Here is an 18,134-nt window from a genome sequence, read left to right on the forward strand (position 1 = left end):
AAATTCTATAACTTCACAATTTGCGCCCCAGAGCCGCCTAAATTGTAGGGGGCATCGCTAAATTCGAGGACTTTGGGGTGTTTTTTGAGCCACTCTCTTAAAGCGTTTCGTAAAATCCCCTTGCCCTTGCCATGCACAATCAGCACCTCTTCAAAGCCGGCCAGCAAAGCGTTGGCTAAGAAATCTTGGGCTTGCTCTAGGGCTTCTTGGGTGTCTAGACCGCATAAATCTAAACGCATTTGCCCCTTAGCTTGGGGTTTTTGTTTGATTTGCACCTGTGGCTTGGGAGCTTGGGGTTTGGGCTTTAATTTTAAACTCTCTGCCTTGACTTTAATTTTGAGCCCATTTTCTAACGCCACGCTGTAAAGCCCCCCACTAGTGCCCACAATCTCGCCGCCAAGCTTGCCATAGCCCACAAAATCGCCCACTTCTAGGCTTGGGGGCTCTTTGGCTTCTTTGGGCTCTTTTTTTAGGCTGGCTTGGATTTGCTGGATTTGCTGGTGGGCTTGGCTTATGTTTTTTTGACGGTTAAACTCTCTTAGCGTCTCTTGCATTTGCTTTAGGGCTTGGGCGTAGCTTTGCTCTAGGGTGTTTAATTTTGCCTCTTTGGCTCTTTGCGCCTCTTGCATTTTTCTTAGCTTTTCTTGGTAGCCTTGCTCTTGCGTTTCTTTCATTGCTTGCAATTCTTGTTGCTTGCTTTGCAACTCTTGCTCTAACGCGCTGGTGCGCTCAATCAAGGCGTTTAAGTTCTCTTGCTCTGTGCCATAAAGCTCTTTTGCCTCAGTGATGAGCTCAGGGGGCACGCCATAACGCAAAGCGGTTTCAAAGGCGTAGCTTTTGCCAATGAGCCCCGGGGTAAAGGTGTAGGTAGGCATTTGGGCTTGGTGGTCGTAATTGGCGGCTAAAAGTTGCACGGAGGGGTTTTTGGCTAAAAGCAAAGCCAAATGCTTGTGGTGGGTGGTTACCACGATTTTAGCCCCCTCTTTGATGAGCTTTTCTAAGAGGGCTTTGTAAAGACAACTGGCTTCTGCTGCGTCTGTGCCTAGCTCGATTTCGTCTATGCCGAGTAGAAGGTTAGGGGTGTTTAAAGCGTGGGTGAAGTCAAGCATGCGTCCGGCAAAGGTGGAGATGTCGTTTTGGCTGTTTTGCGGGTCGCTGATGATGGCTTGGATGTTCTCAATGTGGGGGATTTTAGAGTGGTGGGGGTTGATCTTAAAGGGCAAGAAGTGTTTAGCCAGCCACACGCTGGCAAGCACGGATTTTAAAAGCATGGTCTTGCCCCCCGTATTCACGCCCGTAACGAGCAATAAAGAATGGTTGAAATCCACGCTTAAGGGCTTGGGCTCTTTCAGGCTGGGGTGGGCGAAGTCTTTGAGCACGAATTGTCCGCTGGTATTGGGCTTGACAAAGTTTAAACCCAAACTTTTGGCAAAGCTAATGCGTGCTTGTAGGTGGTCTAGGTAGTCAAATTGCTTGTCAAAAAAGCGTAAAAAGAGAAATAGGGGGTGGAATTTCGTGCTCCATTGGGTGCAGATTTGTTGTAAGCAATGTTCTATTTCGGCGCGGGTTTCTTGGATTTTATGGCTTAAAGTTTTTGCCTCTAAGGGCTCTATGTAAAATTGTCCGCTATGCGAGCGGGCAATCACAATGCCCTTAAACACGCTAGAAAAGCCCGGTTTGAGTAGCAAGGTTTCTATGCCCTGCACCAAATGCACTTGGCGATCGACTAGGTAGGGCTCTAAAGATTTTTGCCCCAAGATTTGGCTAAAGATTTTTTGTTGGGATTTTTTGAGCCGTTGTAGGCTCTCTTGGTGTGCGTCTAGCTCGGGGTAAAACCCGCTCTTAAAGCCCGCTTCCTCTTGCATGTGCGTTTCTAATTGCAACAACTCTTGGGGGATATTTAAGCTTTGCAAGTAGGCGTAAAGGGTGGGGGATTTGGGGGGACTTGCTTTTTTAGGCGTAAAAAATAGCGGGTGATTTGGATCAAAGCAAACAATGCCTCAAGGTGCAACACCCCCTTTTTTAAAGGCTTTTAAGGGCTCGTTTAGGGGGGCAAGGGGGGTGGGGGGCAAGCTCTAGGCTTTCAAGCTCTTGTAAATGCATCCAAGTGTGCTCGGGGAAGTGAAAGGTGATGTCTTTAGGGCGGGCTAGAAAGCGGGTAAATTGTTCTAAAAAGGGGGCTAAATCGAGCTGTTTGGCGATCATTTGGGGCTTTGGCAAGTTTGTAAATCCACCAGCACGCCTTGCATGGGGGTGTTTTGTTTGCCAAGAAAACTTAAAGTCCCTGAAACCAAACTAAAATCCTTTTGGCTCACCTTCACCCCATTGCAATCCAGCACCACACCCCGTAAAAAATCTCTTTGCAAGGCGACTTGCTCTTTATTGATTAAATCTTGCTTGTAGGTGTAAAGCCCTAGCCCTATGGCAAGTGCGCCTAAAAACAGCACCACCGCGATTTTTTGCTTAAACCCCCTGCCAAAGAAGTCTTTGAGTAAAAACCACAACAGCACAAGGACTAAGCCTAAAACAATCCACCCGCTCACACTTCTCCCCTAAGTTGCGTGGTGATGTCGCCCGCCCCAAAGCCAATGGCTAGCCCTCTTTTAAGGGTGCGGATTTTCACGCCTTGCACGAACAACTCTAGCCCCTCTTGGGTGCGCCAAAGGCGGTCGATGAAGGTGGGCTGTAAATGCCCGAACAAGGCTTGCATGTCTAGCTCTCTTACAGCTTCGCCCGCCCGCCACACGGGCAAGATGTAAAGCTGGCTCACAATCGGGTGGTTAAAGCACTCTTGAAAGCCCTTGAGATTGTCAAATAAACGGGAGTATTTGTGCGGTTGCCAAAACACCACCGCCTCTTTAAGCCCTTTTAAGTCAGCGTAAGTTTGCAAGGCTTGCAAAGTGGCGGCGATTTCTGTGGGGTGGTGGGCATAGTCGTCTATGAGTACAAACTCCCCCTTTTGCAAAATGTCAAAGCGTTTTTTTATGCCCTTGAAGTCCAAAAGGTTTTTTCTCAGCTCTTCTAGGGGCAATTCCTCTAAGGCGGCTAAAATCGCTAGGCTCGCATTGTGTGCCGTGTGTGCGCCCAGCCCCCACACCTCAAATTTGCCGTAATCTTTCAAGGTGAAACGGGTGTAGGGCTCGTCCTCTTTTAAAAAGTATTCAATGTGGCTGATGTCCTCGCTGGGGTTTAGGCGGATCGCCTCTAAATCCAAACCCTTTAAAAAGGGGTCTTCTACATTGATGACACGCCTTTTTCCCATTTTGATAAAATCTGTGTAAGCTTGATAAAACGCCTTTAAATCGTAGTTATAGCCCTCTAAATGCTCCACTTCAGCGTTTGTAACAAGGGCACAATAGGGATTGGAGCTTAGAAAACTTTGGTCTGACTCGTCTGCCTCAAAGACCAAACTAGGGCTCTGGCTCTCCCGCACATTGGAGCCAAAGGCTTTAGACGATGCCCCGATGATCGCCCCAAAATGGGGCAATAGGGCAGAAAGCATGGCACTGGTGGTGCTTTTGCCATGCGCTCCACACACGCTAAACACCCGTTTATCGCCCAAGATATACTCTAAAGCCCTCTTGCGCGAGAGGATCACGCAATTTTTCTCCATAGCCGCCACGATCTCTACATTATCCACTTTAATGATTGCCGAGTGGATCACCACCTCTTGGTCGGTGAGCGCGCTAGGATCATGCGGGATGGTGATGGGGATGCCTAGCCCCTCTAAATAGGTGGTGATGGAGCTTTTGGCGATGTCCGAGCCGCTCACCACCGCCCCCTGTGCTTTTAAATACTTGGCTAGCCCTGAAATACCGATGCCCCCGATGCCGATGAAGTGGATTTTATAAGTATGGATGGGGCGATCTAGCATAAGTAGCTGTCTAGGGCGTTTTTAAGGGCGTTTAGGGCGGGGGCTAGGCGATCGGGGGCATAGACCAAAGCCACCCTGACAAAGTCCTTAGTGTGTGGGCTATCGCCATAGCCCAAAAACGCCCCAGGCAAGACTTTTAGCCCCTCTGTGGTGTAAAGGTGCTTGGCAAATTTCTGCCCGTCCTTCACTTCTAGCCACACATAAAAGCTTGTGGGATAAACGGGCACGCTTAAAATCTCTTGGGCGAGGTTTAGATTTTTGGCGTAAATGTGACGGATTTGCTCTTGGACTTTTAAATCTAGCCACCCTACGGCACTGGCGTGTTGCAAGGGCAAAGGCAAGGCACAACCGCTGTAACTTCTAAAGACTTGATAGGGCTTTAAAATTTGAGCATCCCCGGCGATGTAGCCACTTCTAAGCCCTGGTGCGCTTAGGGTTTTGGATAAAGAATTGATGGCAAGGACATTTTTAAAGTCTGTGTTGCCGACCTCTATGCACGCTTGTAAAACGCTCGGGGGGGTGGTGGCGTAGATGTTGCTGTAACATTCGTCATTGACTAAGAGAAAATCCTCATCCAAAGCCCTTTGCACCCACTCTTTGAGTTCCTCCAAATCTAGGGTGCGCCCTGTGGGGTTGTTAGGCGAGTTTAAGATGACTAAGTCAGCTTCTTGCTCTAGCGTGGGCGTGAAGTCATTTTCTAGGCTTAAATCCATCAAGACCACTTGCGCCCGTGCCACCCTTGCGCTGGCTAAATAGACCTGATAAAAGGGGTTAGCAAAGGCGATTTTAGGGGCTTGTTTGTCGTGTAGATAGAAAATAGGCAAGCTAAATAAAACTTCTTTAGAGCCAAAGGTGGGGATCACCTGCTCTTTAGACAACTCCACACCAAAGCGTTTTTTCACAAACGCCATTTGCGCCTCTTTTAAAAAGTCCTCACCGCTGCTTTTAGGGTAAAAGCGTAGTTCGTGGGTGTGGGCTTTTAAGGTGTCTTGTACGCTAAGAGGGGTTTCAAATTGCGGTTCACCGATCGACAAATCTAGGGGCACCCCCCCCCTCTTGCAATCTTTTAACAATTCTCTTAGGCGTTCAAAGGGGTAAGGCTCAAACATGCATTTCTCCGCTAAAAGCCCCCATTATATCCAAAATCTATTCTTCTTGGATCATGTGGTTTGTGCTAGGGGTTTGGGGTTTTGTTATGGGGGCTTTGTTGGTCTTGTAAAAAGGGGGGGCTTTAAAGCCACAGCCGGCCAGCAAACATGCTAAAATGCAAACATGAAAAACGCGCAAAAGATTTTCTCCCAGCTCTTAAAGCAACCCCACTTAGCCCCCCTAAAAGTGCGCTTGCAACTCGAGCAGTTGAAATTATACCTCCCACAAGGTATTCTTATAGGACTGCGCTGTATTGTATTGAAACAAACTAAACTTTTGCTTGTCTTCAAGCACCCCAGCGCCCAGTTGTATTTTAATGGGCAAAAGAGCTATTACACCCCCATTCTCTTAAACGCCGCTAAAAAATTAGACCTCCCCACACAGCCCACGGAAGTGCAAGGCTACCTCCCCAAGCGCATACAACAAGAGTTTGAAACCAAGCCCCCCAAACTTTACTACAATGAGCGGGCAAAAGGCGACTTTGAAAACCCCTTTAGCGACCCGGCTTTAAGAGAAATTCTAGAAAATATCCGCACCTGCATTAAAAAGCACAATGGATCGCAAAACCCTTGAGAATCTCCCCACTACCAGTGGGGTTTATCTGTATTTTGACGCGAAAGATAACCTGCTCTATGTCGGTAAGGCAAAGAATTTACAAAAACGCATTTTGAGTTACTTTAAAATACAAGGCGAGCAACTCGTCCCTAATCCTAAAAACAGCGTCCGTATCCAACGGATGACAAGCCAAATCGCCCATTTGCAAGTGCAAACCACAGCAAGCGAAGAAGAAGCCCTACTTTTAGAAAATAAACTCATTAAAACCAAACAACCCAAATACAACATCCTTTTAAAAGACTCCAAAACCTACCCCTACATTTGCCTAGACTTAAACAAACCCTACCCCACCCTAGAGCGCACCAGAGAGCCCCTAGAAGGGTGTAGGTGTTTTTTGGCCCCTTTAGCCTCGCCTCTTTAGAGCTCTTAGAAAGCGTGCAAAGTTTAATCCCCTTAGTGCAAAGCAAGAATTGTTTAAAAGGCAAAAAACCCTGCATTTTCCACCAAATGGGGCGTTGTTTAGCCCCTTGCAGCGGCAAAGTGAGCCCACAAGAATACGCCCCCCTCGTGCAAGAAGCCCTAGACTTGCTAGAGCATAAAGACAAATTATGCGCCCGACTTAAAGAGCGCATGCGTGTTTTAGCCACTAAGGAGCGTTTTGAAGAAGCGGCGATTTTTAGAGATTATTGGCAAGCCGTACAGACCCTACTCAAGCGCACAGAACAGCCCGAAGTGCAAATGGGGCGTTTCTTGCAAGAGCTCTTAGGGCTTAGCAAACCCCCTAAACGCATTGAAGTTTTTGATGTGAGCCACCACGCTCAAAGCGCATGCGTGGGGGGGATGGTCGTGTATTCTAGGGGCAAATGGGTTAAAAGTGCTTACAGACGCTACAGCCTAAGAGGCATAGACGAATACGCCCAAATGCAAGAAATGCTAGAAAGGCGCACCAAACACGGGGGCTTACCCGATTTGTGGCTTTTAGATGGCGGCCGGGCTCAAGCCCTCTTAGCCACGAAAATTCTAAAGAGCGTGGGGGCTCGCGTGGCGGTGGTGGCCTTAGCCAAAGAAAAGGCAAACAAAAGAGCCAAAAGGGGGTGGGGATGTGGCGGATACAATTTATAGCGTGGAGCAAACTTGGCATCTAGAACCACAAGACGTGCGGCTACAATTTTTACAGAATTTGAGAGATGAAGCACACCGCTTCGCGCTTGCCTACCACAGGCAACAAAAGCGCAAAGCCTCTTTGGGGTATTAGGTTTACTTGCGGGGATTTGCCTCTGTTACCCGAATGGTCCTACCCATAAAGTCCGTGTTGTCCAACTTAGCGATGGCTTGTTGTGCGCCCTCGTCTTCCATTTCCACAAAGCCAAAACCTTTCGGTCTCTTTGTTTCGCGATCTTGGATCAACTTCACAGAGTTTACGGCACCAAACTGGCTAAAGAGTTCCTCAACCTCCTGATTTGTTGCGCTATAAACCAAATTCCCTACATAAATGTTCTTCAAGGCGTTTCTCCACTAGATTTAGTCCTGTGTTAAAAATAAACAAAGAACGAGTCGATTCTAACACAAAGCAACTTAATAATGGTAAATGGCTTGTTGACACTAAGGGCTATTCATTGCGTAAAATAGACAATGCATCCACACTGGCTGCCTTGCGGGCAGGATAATAAGAAGACAGAGCGACAATGACAAGTGCGCCCACTAAAGTGCTGCAAAAATCCACAACAGATAAGTCTAGGGGGAGCTTGTTGATCCCATAGACATCGGCGGGCAAAGAGATGATAGGAAAGGTGGCAAGCACCCACAACACCAAAAAGGCTAGAAGCACGCCTAGTACAATCCCCCCCACGCCAATCACTGAGCCCAAAGCAAAAAAGCTTTTTTGGATTTCTTTAGCGGTCGCGCCAAGGCTCAGCAATAGGGCGATTTCTTTACGGCGATTCATCACCACCATTAAAAGAGAGCTGATGATATTGAGCGAAGCCATTAAAATAATGAGCATGAGCACAATGAAAAGGGCACGCTTTTCTAACGCCATGGCCGAAAAGAAGTTGCCATTTTGTTGCCACCACCCCTCAATGTCTACACCATTGTTGGGGATTTCTTTAAGGGCTTGTTTGATTTTCTCCATGTCTTGCATGGGATGTTTGGAGTAAACGTGCACGCCGTCATACACCCCCGCAGGTAAGTCCCTAATTGCTTGCAGAGCCTCTATATTTGTGTATAAATAACTGCCATCGTAAGCCTTGAGTCCCGATTCAAAAAAGCCTTTCAAACTAAAGCGTTTCATTGTGGGCGAAAGCACAAAGCCCGTAGGCTCTAACTTCGTGAAGAACAAATCAACGCTACGTGTGTTGCCTAAGAGCAGAGATTCCTTAAAGCCCTTGCCTGCCACTAAATTAAAAGGGGCCTGTTTGAAAGCTTGTAAATTGACCCCTTCTAACCCCTTTTTTAAAATGTTGTTGATCTGCACTTCTTTTTGTATATCCACACCAAAAAGCATGCCTCCACTCAGCATGCCATTAAAACGCGCCACGACTTGGCTCTGTAAATAAGGGCTAAAACGCAAATTTGGGAAGCGTTTTTCTAGGGCGCTTAAAGTCCTTTGCTCCACGCCGTAGTAGCTTGTCGCATAGAGCGTGAGCGGGTAGTTCATCACAAAGAGCTTTTTTTCAAACTCGGCGTTCATGCCATTCATGATCGCCATCGCCACGATGAGCACCATCACGCCCACGCCCACGCCCAAAAAGGCTAAGATCGCCGTGATGCTGATGAAAGGTTGGGTCTTGTCAAAGCGCAGATAGCGGCGCACTAAAAACGCCACTAAAGAAGTTTTAGACATCCGTGGGTTTGTTGTTGGTTGCAAAAATGCCTTTTTTAGGTCCGCTCTTGCCATGGCAATTTTTATACTTTTTGCCACTGCCGCAATGGCAAGGGGCGTTTCTAGCGATGGTCTTTGGTTTAGACTCTGCCCAATTGCTCAATCCCGCTTCGATGTCTTGGTTGTTGAAGTTAAGTTCTAATGGATCGTCCTCTAAGCCACTCAAAAAGCGATCGGTGTCTTCTGGGGTGTTGGCGATCAATTCAAGTTTATAAAAGGTCTTGATCGCCTCTACTTTTATGGAGTCGATGAGCTCTAAAAAGAGGTTATAGCTCTCTTTTTTATACTCCACAAGGGGGTCTTTTTGGTTATAGCCCCTAAGCCCAATGCCTGTTTTGAGATTGTCCATGGTGTAAAGGTGTTCGCGCCAAGCGTTGTCTAAAATCTGCAAATACACCACCCGCTCGATTCGGTTTTGATCCTCCACATGCGCCATTTTGGCGGCGTATTGCACCTCTAGGGCTTCTAAAATAAAGTTTTCCACAGAGTTAAAATCTCTTTCTTGCAAGGGGCTAAAGTCAATGGCCGTGCTGAAATCCTCTTGTAAGGCTTTGGCGGCGTTTTCTAAGTCCTCGTCCGAGAAGTCCTGTTCTTTAAAAGCTTGGTTGTTCTCCAAAATGCGTGCCACGGTGTATTGGCGGTTCTCAGCAATGCGCGCGCCGATGTCGTAGTTTTCATCTAAGAGTTCGTTGCGGAATTTATAGACGGTCTTGCGCTGCTCGTTGGCGACATCGTCATACTCTAGCAGGTGCTTACGACTCTCAAAGTGCAGGGCTTCTACTTTCTTTTGGGCGTTCTCCACGGAGCGCGTCACTAATTTAGACTCGATGTATTCGCCATCTTGTAAGCCCAACTTTTCCATCACGCCCTTGATGCGATCGCTGCCAAAGATTCTAAGCAAGCCATCCTCAAGGCTTAAATAAAATTGACTCACCCCCGGATCGCCCTGCCTTCCAGAGCGTCCCCTTAGTTGGTTGTCGATTCGACGGCTTTCGTGCCGCTCTGTGCCGATGATGTAAAGCCCGCCCAAAGCCTTGATCTCTTCGCTGATCTTAATGTCTACGCCCCGCCCCGCCATGTTCGTGGCGATGGTAACAGCCCCCTTAAGCCCCGCGTCTTTGATGATCTCCGCCTCTTTGGTGTGCTGTTTGGCATTGAGCACGGTGTGGGGGATGCGCTCTTGTTGCAGTAGGGCGTGCAGTGCCTCGCTCTTTTGGATACTCGCCGTGCCCACCAACACGGGCTGACCCATGGCGTGCAGCTCTTTGACCTTAGCCACCACCGCCTCAAACTTCTCCCGCTCGCTCTTATAGATGAGATCGTTCAAATCCTTACGCTGGATGGGTAAATTTGTGGGCACAGACACGACCTCTAAATTATAGATTTCTAAAAACTCGGTCGCCTCTGTTTGCGCGGTGCCCGTCATGCCAGAGAGCTTGTCGTACAATCTAAAGTAGTTTTGAAAAGTGATGTCGGCTAAAGTTTGACTCTCCTCTTTAATACCCACTTTCTCTTTCGCCTCTAGAGCTTGGTGCAGCCCCTCGCTAAAGCGCCGCCCCTCGCTAAGCCTGCCCGTAAATTCATCCACGATCACCACCTCGCCATTAGCCACGACATAGTCCTTATCGCGGGCAAAGAGATAGTGCGCTTTGAGGGCTTGATCCAAGTGGTGGGAGAGTATGGCGTTTTCCAGACTGTAAAGATTGTCTACACCGAAGAGTTCTTCTGCCCTTTTAATGCCCTCTTCGGTGATCAACACCACCCGATTTTTTTCATCAATGGTGAAGTCGACTTCAGGTTGCATGTTCTTAGCGACCATGTCGGCACGCTCGTAATTCTCCATGCGCCGATTGACAGGGCCTGAGATGATTAAAGGTGTGCGGGCTTCATCGATCAAGATCGAATCCACCTCGTCCACAATCGCAAAGGCATGTTCTTTTTGCACCTTTTGCTCTAGGGAGTACTTCATGTTATCCCTAAGGTAGTCAAATCCAAATTCGTTGTTCGTGCCATAGACAATGTCGTTGGCGTAAATCTCTAGGCGTTCTCCATCGCCCACGCCCCCCGTAACCACGCCCACGCTATAACCCAAGAAATTATACAAGGGCTGCATTTGGGTCGCATCCCTTTGGGCTAAGTAGTCATTGACTGTAACGACATGCACACTGCGCCCCCCCAAAGCGTTTAGAGCCACGGCTAAGGTCGCCACCAAAGTCTTGCCCTCGCCCGTTTTCATCTCGGCGATCTTGCCCTCGTGCAAGACCATCCCTCCAATGAGCTGCACGTCAAAGTGGCGCATGCCAAGAATACGCCTTGAAGCCTCCCTGGTGATCGCAAAACTTAGGGGCAAGACCTCTTGTAAGTCCTTTTCGCCCTTTTGCACCGCCTCTTTCAGGCCAAAAAAGCGCTCTTGCAATGCCCCATCGTCTAAGACCTGCACTTCAGCTTCTAGCGCGTTGATCTCTGCCACCCGTTTTTGGTAGCGTCTGATTTCCCGTTGATTCTTTGTACCAATAACTTTACCTAGAATGGTTTTTATCATTCCTAACATCCCTCAAATCCCAAGGACAAATTGTCTTTTTGTATAAGTGCAGATTCTAACAAAATTTTGTAAAATTCCCTATAAAAAGGGAGTCCATGCGCGCCTATCTGTTGATCCTTTGTTTCCAATTCTTGGTTTCCGCTCCCCTGCAATTCACCAGTCTAAGTGCCCACTTTAAGCAAGTGGTGCTCGGCACGACTCCTTCTCCCGTTAACCCCACCTATGAAGGGCAAATCCTCGCCAAGACCCCTTTTTTTGCTAAGTGGAGCTACACCAAGCCTAGCCCCAAAGAAGTTTACATGCAAGACAAGCAAGTCATCATCTACGAGCCTAGATTGCTGCAAGCCACCTACACGAAGTTAAGCAAAGCTCTAGACTTTTTTGCCATCCTTAAAAAAGCCAAGTGGCAAAAGATGGGCGCTACAAAGCCAAAATCAACCACACCACCTACTACCTGACCCTAAAAGGTGGTCTGCCCTATAAACTCAACTACACCGACAAAATGCAAAGCCAGGTGGAAATCACTTTCAGCCAAGTGCAAACCAACATCCCCCTAGCCTCCAGTCTTTTTCAATTCACCCCCCCCGCTGGCATCGAGATCATCAAGCAGTAAGGCGACTTTTGGCACTCAATCCCTACAGCACACAGTGCATCGATACGGACGACTTAAGGGCGGTGCAAGAAGCTCTGCAAGGGGCACATTTGGCGCAAGGTCCTTTAGCAGAGCAGTTTGAAAGGGCTTTGGCGGATTATTTGGGTGTCAAACATGTCGTGGTTTGCACGAGCGCAACCACGGCGTTGTTTATGCTTTATCACGCCCTAGACTTAGCCCACTCTAAAGTCATCACCACGCCCCTAAGTTTTGTCGCCACAGCGAGCATGCTACTTGCTAACCACGCCACCCCGATTTTTTGCGACATAGGACAAGATGGCAATATCAACCCTGCACTTTTAGAAAATTGCCTAGAGTCGGGGGTTAAGGCGGTGGTGGGTGTGGATTATGGGGGGGCGAGTGTGGATGTCGCCGCCCTTAAAGCCTTTTGCACTAAACACGGGCTGCTCTTTCTTGGCGACAGCTCACACGCCTTTGGGGGGAGTATTGTGGGGCGAAAATCGGGGGGCTTGCAGATGCGAGCGTGTTTAGCTTCCACGCCATTAAGTCCATCACGACCGCTGAGGGGGGGGCGATCGCCACAAATGATGGCGCACTTTACCACCGCTTAAAGCTGCTTATTTCACACGGGGTGGAAAAGGACGGCTGGGACACAGAAGTGCAGAGTTTGGGCTTTAACTTCCGTATGAATGAATTACAGGCGGCTTTGGGTTTAAGTCAGCTTAAAAAAGTGGATCGCTTTATCGCCAAGAGAGAAGAGATTGCGTGCTTGTATGACAAGCTCTTTAAAGACAATCCCTATTTCACTTGTTTGCACGCCACCCTAAGCCCCAAGATCAAGAGCGCAAACCATTTATACCCCATTTTGCTAAAGTCCTATTTATGGGCGCAAAAGACCTTGATTTTAGACGCGCTGGTGCAGGCACAAATGGGCGTGCAAGTGCATTACAAGCCCATACACACTTTTAAGCTTTACCAAAACTTGCTAGGCGTGCAAGAATTACCTAAAGCCCAAGACTTCTACAAGGCGGAGATCTCTTTGCCCTGCCACCAAAAAATGAGCCTAGAGCAAACCAAAGACACCGCTAAAAAGGTGCTAGGAATCCTTAAAAGCGTAGCCGAAAGCTGTTAGCCACGACTAAGAGCGAGCTTATGCCCATGCCAAGGGCGGCGATTAAGGGGGTGATGACGCCATATAGCGCACAGGGGATAAATAGGGCGTTGTAACAGAGGCTAATGGCGAGATTTTGCTGAATGCATTGATGCGTGCGTTTTGCCACTTTAAAGGCGATGAGCACCCCTTCTATGCTGTTGTTTAATAAGATGATGTCGCTATAAAGTAGGCTCAAGTCATGCCCCTCGTGCATGCACATAGAAACTTGGCTTTGTGCAAGGCTTAGCGTGTCGTTCAAGCCATCGCCCACCATCACCACGACTTCTTTTTGTGCGAGGGCATTTTGCACATGCTCTAGCTTTTGCTGGGGGCTTAGGGGGGCAAAACAAGGCAAATTGAGCTCTTTAGCAAGGGCAAAGACGCTAGGCGAGCCATCTCCGCTCAAAATGGCGATTTTTAACCCCCTATCTTTCAAGCCCTGCACCACTTCTAGGGCTTTAGGCTTTAAACTGGCTTGTAAGGTGAAACTTGCCACGAGGTGCTTATCCACGCTGTAGGCAAAGTCCGCCTTTAAATCTCCCACAGCCACGCCTTGACGGGCTAAGTAAGCCACAGACCCCCCGTGCAAAACATGTCCCTTGCAACACGCCCTTAACCCGCCGTTTTCTTGTTGCAAGTTTTCCACGATTGCCGGCTGTGCTTGCTCTTTTAAGAACGCACATAAACTTTTGGCGATGGGGTGCGGGTTGTGCCACAGCAAGCCTAAGAGTTGCCCTAAATCATAGGGGGCGTGGGTGGTGTGGGTTTGCACCTTTAAAAGGCTCTTGGTGAGCGTGCCCGTTTTGTCTAAAAATAAAGTGCTTGCCTTAGCTAGGCTTTCTAAACTGCTGTTTTTCTTAAACAACACCCCCTTCTTAAAGGCGGCTTGGCTGCCCAGCACGAGCGCAATGGGCGCGGCTAGGGCAAAGGCACAAGGGCACGCCACCACCACCACGCCCATCGCCACAAAAAACGCTTTGGCTAGGCTAGCAAAAACCGCCCAAAAGACAAAGCCAAGCCCGGCTAAAGCGAGCACAACCCCCCCAAAGTAGCGGGCGAGTTTGTCCGCTTGATCTTGTATGTGGGGCTTTTCTATAAAGCTTTTTTGCACGAGCTCCACCATTTGGCTTAAAAACGAAGCTTTAAAAGGGGCACTCACTTTGTAGGTGAACGCCCCCGCCACATTGACACAGCCAGAGAGCAAACACGCCCCTTTTTCTAAGTGGCTGGGCAAACTCTCCCCATTAAAAGCCTGCGTGCTGACTTCTGCACTTGCACTCTCTAGCACGCCATCTAGGGCCACACACTCCCCGGGCAAGACTTCTATCAACGCCCCCACTTGGATGTCTTGGGGGTCTTTTAGCACTCGTTTAGTTTCTGTGCCCTCAGTCTCTAACACCGCCACTTGCAAGGGCAAAGCACTTTGTAGGCTATCTAAAAGGGCGTTTGCTCTGTAGGTGGCTTTGAGCTCTAAGAATTTAGAGATATAGACTAAGGTTACGAGCATGCTCACCGACTCAAAATAGGGGCGTGCCCCGCTAAAGGCGGCGTAAATGGAGTAACAATACACCCCTAAAGCCCCCACGCTCACGCTCAAATCCATCCCCACCACGCCATGTTTTAAGCCGTAAAACGCCCCCCTTAAAAACACCGCCCCCGTGATGAAAAGCGCAAGCGTGGCTAAAACCCACGATGCCATGTGGAGCTTAAACGCCATGTTAGAGTCCATGCCCGAGAAGTAGCCGGCATAATCGGCAATGGCGATGAACATGATGTTCATGCTCGCAAACACTCCCACCACAAGGGCGATGAAGGCTTTTTCTTGTTGCTTTTTGGCATGGTTGTCTTGCACCCTAGGGTCATAGACTTGAGCTTTGTAGCCGATAGACGCAATGGCGTTTAAAATCGTGGCGATGTCTATTTCTTGGGGGTTAAAACGCACAAACGCCCGCTGTGTGGTGTAGTTGGTCTGCACGCCCTCAATGCCCTCTTGTTTTAAAAGCACATGCTCAATGAGCCACACGCAAGCGGCACAATGGATATTCTCTAGTAATAATGCCACTTCTAGCCGCCCATTTTCTAGGGGGGTGGTGAATTTGCCTAAAAAGGCTTGGGAGCTGTAATGCTCTTTGGCGTGGGCTTGGGTGGGGGCGATGGGGGCTAGGGGCTTTGTGCCTAGCTTGTCATAAAAACTCTCTAGTTGCAAAGAGTGCAAAAGCGTATAAACTTGCTGGCACCCTTCGCAACAAAAGACAAGGGGGGGGGTGTTTTCTTGCTCTAGGGTAAGCTGCTCGCCCTTGCAAGGTAATTGACAATGGGCGCAATTAGGCAAGGGAGGCCTTGATGCTGTGGGTTTTAAATTTTTCATAAATCGCCGCCACTTCGGGGGTGTTGTCCTGCTGGGCTTTGGAGTTGTGGGTGATTAAAGGGGGGGCAATTTCTAAAGGGCTTTTTGCCCCCTTTCTCGCGGTGCATAGGACTAAGCTCGCCTTGTGGCTTTGAAAGGGATGGACGAAACGCAGTAAGGTGGGTTTGAGTTTGGCTTTTTCTAGGGCACTTAATAGGCTATCTGTCAAGCTGGCGTGGTAGCAGAGCACAAAGTAGCCCTGTGGTTTTAAGAGTTGTGCCACTTTATGGCAAAACTCCAATAGGGGTAGATAACTTTGATTCGTGGCTTGGGCTTTTTGGCTATGCGGGCTCTTGAGGCTGTTTGTGGGGTAGTAGGGGGGATTTGAAAGCACCACAGCATAAGAATTAGGCTCTAGGGGGCAAGTTAAAAAGTCGCTGTGGTGCACTCTAGCGTGGGGCATATTTTTGCAATTTAATGTAGCAAAAGCCGCCATTTCAGCGTCAATTTCTACTAAGTCTAAGGGGTTGTTAAACTCCCTAGCACAGAGCAAGCCCACCACCCCACAGCCCGCCCCGATGTCTAAGAGCTTGTCGCCCCTTTTGATGAAGGGCGTGGCAAAGTGGGCTAAAAATAAACTCGCGCTGTTGTAGGCATAACCCTTTAGAGGCTGGTAAAATCTCATGCAAACCACGCCAAAATGTCCTGCCCTAAGACTTGGCTATGCAAAGGCAAAAAGCGTTTGTTGAGTTGGTGGGTGGCATGTTGTGCCCCCCCTTGCAAACTGGCGTTGGCGTGGATTAAGAGCATGTCTACATACTCTTGTAAGCTTGCAAACAAGCCCCACCCCCCTTCTATAACATTAAAGCCCTTATCTAGGGGGAGTTGCTTGACTTCGTGGCAAATTTGCACTCCACGCCCCTTGACACCAAAAAGGGGGATGGTGGGCTCAAAGGGGGTTTTATCTCTGGTTAAAATGGCGACATTACATAAGCCTTCATAGGGCGGGGTGGCAAAACGGGTGCTTAAAGTGGGGCGATCGGTGCGGACACTCTTGCCCGAGATGATTAAATGGTCGGCGATGGTGCGTTGGTTATGGGTGAAGTTTTGGCTCTCTTGCCCTGAGATTTTGCCAGTATAGTCCCCGTCTAAACGCATGGCGATTTTAAAGAGATTAAACGCCCCCTTGCTCTCTAGGCATGTAAAGGGGATGAGTAGGTCATTACAAGGCTTTTCAAGCACCCCGCTTAAAACTTCTATGCCCGCTTTTTTTAAACGATCGCCCCCCCCCTTAGCTTTCATGCTAGGCTCTAGTGTGCCGATCACCACTTTTTTGGGGTGTAGTTGCTCTAAAAGGGCGGCGCATGGGGGGGTCTTGCCAAAGTGGTTGCACGGCTCTAGGGTTACAACAAGGGTGCAATCTTTAAATAGATCGCTGTGGTTTTGGGCTAAAAAATGGTAGTTGCTCTCTTTGTCTAGGGGGTCTATGTGCTTAGGGTAGGGTGTGGGGCTTAGGGCATTGAAAGCTTGCCTTAAAGCCAACACTTCAGCATGGGGGGTGTGGGCTTTGCGGTGTGTTTGCAAGGCTAAAACTTCGTGGTTGCCACTCAGCACGGCACACGCCACGCTAGGATTAGGCAAAGCTAAAGTTTGGCTCTGCCATGCGTGATTAACGCATGCACGCATTAAAATCTCAAAGAGCATTTAGTAGTGGAAGGGCAGGGCTAAAAAGCCTTTAATGGTTAAGGCGTTGATGATGTCTACAAAGAACGCCCCCACTAAGGGCACGACAATGAAGGCGACATGGCTAGGTCCGTAGTGGTTGGTGATGGTTTGCATATTCACCATCGCCGTGGGCGTTGCCCCCAGCCCAAAGCCACAATGCCCCGCGCTTAGCACCGCTGCGTCATAACTCTTGCCACACACCCGAAAGGTAACAAACACGCTATAAAGGATCATGACGACAACTTGCACAGTCAAGATGATGGCAATAGGCAGGGCGAGATTAACAAGCTCCATTAAGTTAATACTCATTAAGGCAAAGGCTAAAAATAGGCTCAAGCTCACATTGCCGATCACGCCTACTTCGCGATCAAAGACTTTGTGGATTTTGCCATAGGTTAGGATATTTCTTAAGAGCACCCCCACAAACAAGCACCACACAAAGGTCGGCAAGGTTGGTAAAGTAAAACTGCCCAAATGCACCGAAGTGGCATGTTTGGCGACAAAAGTCCCCACTAACAACGCAATGCTCACCAAGGCTAAACTCTCAATGAAGCTATTAGCGGTGATGAGGCGTTCTTGTTTAGGAGATTCAAAAACAGGTTTAGGGCCTTGTTCTCGCTCCTGCTTTTCTTGTTTGCTAGGTTCTAGGCGATGCTTTTTAATGAGATAATGCGCCACGGGACCGCCGATGATCCCCCCGCTCACTAGCCCAAAGGTGGCGCACACAATAGATACTTCTAAACTTTGGGGGAAGTTGTAGGGGGCTTGCGAAAAGGTGGAAGACCACGCGGCACTCGTGCCATGCCCGCCTGTAAGCGAAATGGACCCCCCAAGCAGACCCATTAAGGGGTTTACACCAATCAGGCTTGCCACACCCACACCCACTAAGTTTTGCAAAATGACAAAGACCCCTACAGCAATCAAAAACAGCCCCAGCATTTTGCCCCCTTTTTTTAGAGAGGCAAAGTCTGCACTCAAGCCTATGGTGATGAAAAATGTCAGCATTAAAGGCTCTTTAAGGCTGGAGTCTAGCATGAGCTTGAAATTGTAGGCGTGGTGGGCGAGCATGATCGCAAACGCGACAATCACCCCCCCCACGACCGGCTCAGGGATGTCGTAATCTTTTAAAAACTTTACATGACGGATCACAAAGCGCCCCAAGAGCAAGACTCCCACCATACAAACTAAAGTCGCATAAACATTGAAGTTGATCACATTTGTCATCGCGCTTCTCGTTCCTGTTTAATCAAAGGGTAAAATATAACTTGTATAATAGCATGTTCGTAACCCAATCT

At 48.7% G+C, this 18,134-nt stretch carries 18 protein-coding genes and 1 pseudogene; 7 read left to right on the forward strand and 12 right to left on the reverse strand.

The window, feature by feature from the left end; genetic code table 11:
• Nucleotides 1-5 precede the first annotated feature (5 nt).
• From QUE23_RS07125 to QUE23_RS07145, 5 genes are all read right to left on the reverse strand, one after another.
• Nucleotides 6-1,913: an endonuclease MutS2 gene (locus tag QUE23_RS07125; protein WP_286348377.1), complete on the reverse strand. Its 1,908-nt coding sequence runs from the start codon at nt 1,911-1,913 to the stop codon at nt 6-8.
• Between the two features lie 109 nt (nt 1,914-2,022).
• Nucleotides 2,023-2,205: a hypothetical protein gene (locus QUE23_RS07130; protein WP_286348378.1), complete on the reverse strand. Its 183-nt coding sequence runs from the start codon at nt 2,203-2,205 to the stop codon at nt 2,023-2,025.
• A complete protein-coding gene (locus QUE23_RS07135; protein WP_286348379.1) occupies nt 2,202-2,543 on the reverse strand; it encodes a hypothetical protein in 342 nt (113 codons plus the stop codon). The genes QUE23_RS07130 and QUE23_RS07135 overlap by 4 nt, the downstream gene beginning before the upstream one ends.
• Nucleotides 2,540-3,874 carry a UDP-N-acetylmuramate--L-alanine ligase gene (gene murC, locus QUE23_RS07140; RefSeq protein ID WP_286348380.1) on the reverse strand — a complete coding sequence of 445 codons (1,335 nt, stop codon included), beginning with the start codon at nt 3,872-3,874 and terminating at the stop codon, nt 2,540-2,542. The genes QUE23_RS07135 and murC overlap by 4 nt, the downstream gene beginning before the upstream one ends.
• Nucleotides 3,868-4,983 (reverse strand): succinyldiaminopimelate transaminase, encoded by a 1,116-nt coding sequence (locus tag QUE23_RS07145; RefSeq protein WP_286348381.1) that lies wholly within the window; start codon nt 4,981-4,983, stop codon nt 3,868-3,870. Before QUE23_RS07145 ends, murC begins: the two co-directional genes overlap by 7 nt.
• 163 nt (nt 4,984-5,146) lie before the next feature.
• On the opposite strand from QUE23_RS07145, the gene QUE23_RS07150 reads away from it, so the two are divergent.
• From QUE23_RS07150 to QUE23_RS10255, 4 genes are read left to right on the forward strand one after another with little or no spacing between them, the layout of a single operon-like run.
• Nucleotides 5,147-5,596 carry a hypothetical protein gene (locus QUE23_RS07150; protein WP_286348382.1) on the forward strand — a complete coding sequence of 150 codons (450 nt, stop codon included), beginning with the start codon at nt 5,147-5,149 and terminating at the stop codon, nt 5,594-5,596.
• On the forward strand, nt 5,577-5,999 hold the full coding sequence (locus QUE23_RS07155) for a GIY-YIG nuclease family protein (RefSeq protein WP_286348383.1): 423 nt from the start codon (nt 5,577-5,579) through the stop codon (nt 5,997-5,999). The genes QUE23_RS07150 and QUE23_RS07155 overlap by 20 nt, the downstream gene beginning before the upstream one ends.
• A complete protein-coding gene (locus QUE23_RS10250) occupies nt 5,966-6,700 on the forward strand; it encodes a hypothetical protein (RefSeq protein WP_286348384.1) in 735 nt (244 codons plus the stop codon). Before QUE23_RS07155 ends, QUE23_RS10250 begins: the two co-directional genes overlap by 34 nt.
• Nucleotides 6,701-6,734: 34 nt before the next feature.
• Nucleotides 6,735-6,833, forward strand: coding sequence for a hypothetical protein (locus tag QUE23_RS10255; RefSeq protein ID WP_491904319.1), 99 nt, complete (start codon nt 6,735-6,737; stop codon nt 6,831-6,833).
• A 2-nt stretch (nt 6,834-6,835) separates the two neighbouring features.
• Here QUE23_RS10255 and rbp read toward each other — a convergent pair whose 3' ends face one another.
• The 3 genes from rbp to secA all read right to left on the reverse strand — a co-directional run bounded on the left by rbp (nt 6,836) and on the right by secA (nt 11,001).
• Nucleotides 6,836-7,081 carry an RNA-binding regulator gene (rbp, locus tag QUE23_RS07170; protein WP_053825701.1) on the reverse strand — a complete coding sequence of 82 codons (246 nt, stop codon included), beginning with the start codon at nt 7,079-7,081 and terminating at the stop codon, nt 6,836-6,838.
• A gap of 106 nt (nt 7,082-7,187) precedes the next feature.
• Nucleotides 7,188-8,420, reverse strand: coding sequence for an ABC transporter permease (locus QUE23_RS07175; protein ID WP_286349437.1), 1,233 nt, complete (start codon nt 8,418-8,420; stop codon nt 7,188-7,190).
• The gene (gene secA / locus QUE23_RS07180) at nt 8,413-11,001 is read right to left on the reverse strand and encodes a preprotein translocase subunit SecA (RefSeq protein WP_286348385.1); all 2,589 of its coding nucleotides are present in this window, start codon (nt 10,999-11,001) and stop codon (nt 8,413-8,415) included. Before secA ends, QUE23_RS07175 begins: the two co-directional genes overlap by 8 nt.
• Nucleotides 11,002-11,096: 95 nt before the next feature.
• Here secA and QUE23_RS07185 point away from each other — a divergent pair, with 95 nt between their 5' ends.
• From QUE23_RS07185 to pseC, 3 genes and pseudogenes are all read left to right on the forward strand, one after another.
• The gene (locus QUE23_RS07185; protein ID WP_286348386.1) at nt 11,097-11,459 is read left to right on the forward strand and encodes an outer-membrane lipoprotein carrier protein LolA; all 363 of its coding nucleotides are present in this window, start codon (nt 11,097-11,099) and stop codon (nt 11,457-11,459) included.
• On the forward strand, nt 11,405-11,614 hold the full coding sequence (locus QUE23_RS07190; RefSeq protein WP_286348387.1) for a LolA-like protein: 210 nt from the start codon (nt 11,405-11,407) through the stop codon (nt 11,612-11,614). The genes QUE23_RS07185 and QUE23_RS07190 overlap by 55 nt, the downstream gene beginning before the upstream one ends.
• A gap of 8 nt (nt 11,615-11,622) precedes the next feature.
• A pseudogene (gene pseC, locus QUE23_RS07195) lies at nt 11,623-12,746 on the forward strand (UDP-4-amino-4,6-dideoxy-N-acetyl-beta-L-altrosamine transaminase).
• Here pseC and QUE23_RS07200 read toward each other — a convergent pair.
• From QUE23_RS07200 to gltS, 4 genes are read right to left on the reverse strand one after another with little or no spacing between them, the layout of a single operon-like run.
• Nucleotides 12,721-15,099, reverse strand: coding sequence for a heavy metal translocating P-type ATPase (locus QUE23_RS07200; protein WP_286348388.1), 2,379 nt, complete (start codon nt 15,097-15,099; stop codon nt 12,721-12,723). The pseudogene pseC and the gene QUE23_RS07200 overlap by 26 nt on opposite strands.
• Complete coding sequence (locus QUE23_RS07205; RefSeq protein WP_286348389.1) at nt 15,092-15,799, reverse strand: tRNA1(Val) (adenine(37)-N6)-methyltransferase; 708 nt, start codon at nt 15,797-15,799, stop codon at nt 15,092-15,094. Before QUE23_RS07205 ends, QUE23_RS07200 begins: the two co-directional genes overlap by 8 nt.
• Nucleotides 15,796-16,818: a bifunctional diaminohydroxyphosphoribosylaminopyrimidine deaminase/5-amino-6-(5-phosphoribosylamino)uracil reductase RibD gene (gene ribD, locus QUE23_RS07210; RefSeq protein ID WP_434801982.1), complete on the reverse strand. Its 1,023-nt coding sequence runs from the start codon at nt 16,816-16,818 to the stop codon at nt 15,796-15,798. The genes QUE23_RS07205 and ribD overlap by 4 nt, the downstream gene beginning before the upstream one ends.
• Nucleotides 16,819-18,063 carry a sodium/glutamate symporter gene (gene gltS, locus QUE23_RS07215; RefSeq protein WP_286348391.1) on the reverse strand — a complete coding sequence of 415 codons (1,245 nt, stop codon included), beginning with the start codon at nt 18,061-18,063 and terminating at the stop codon, nt 16,819-16,821.
• Nucleotides 18,064-18,134: the final 71 nt, after the last annotated feature.

This window comes from Helicobacter felistomachi (assembly GCF_030296895.1).
Lineage (GTDB): Bacteria > Campylobacterota > Campylobacteria > Campylobacterales > Helicobacteraceae > Helicobacter > Helicobacter felistomachi.